The sequence below is a fragment of the Frankia sp. AgKG'84/4 genome (assembly GCF_023242965.2).
Classification (GTDB): domain Bacteria; phylum Actinomycetota; class Actinomycetes; order Frankiales; family Frankiaceae; genus Frankia.
This window is the reverse complement of the sequence record NZ_JALKFU020000727.1, coordinates 1-529: the sequence shown is the minus strand read 5'-3', so window position 1 is coordinate 529 and position 529 is coordinate 1. Positions and strand designations below refer to the sequence as shown.

The 529-nt window shown below is 69.6% G+C and carries 1 protein-coding gene; it reads right to left on the bottom strand.

The genetic code is table 11. The annotated features are described in order from the left end of the window. Positions 1-529, bottom strand: a 529-nt coding sequence (locus tag MXD58_RS24820) for an acyltransferase domain-containing protein (protein ID WP_250610063.1), incomplete at both ends; no start/stop codon positions are given.

The window sequence follows — 529 nt, the reverse complement described above, 5'->3', positions numbered from 1 at the left end:
CGCCCCCGCCACACACGCCGCCGCGATCTCCCCCTGCGAATGCCCCACCACCGCCGACGGCACCACCCCGAACGACCCCCACAACCCAGCCAACGCCACCATCACCGCCCACAACACCGGCTGCACCACCTCCACCCGCTCGAGATCCGGCGCACCTTCCACCCCACGAAGCACGTCCACCATCGACCAGTCCACGAACGGCTCCAACGCCGCGGCGCACTCCTCCAACCGCTTCCGAAACACCGGCGAAGAATCCAACAACTCCACCGCCATCCCCACCCACTGCGACCCCTGACCCGGAAACACGAACACCGGCCCAGAACCCGCCACCGCCACCCCCGACACCACACCCGCCGCCGAATCCCCCCGCGCCAACACCCCCAGACCGGCCAGAAAACCCGCCCGATCGCCCGCCACCACCACCGCCCGATGCGCAAACACCGACCGCGACGACACCAACGAAAAACCCACATCCCCCAGACCCAGCTCAGGCCGCGCCGACACAAACGCCGACAACCGACCCGCCTGC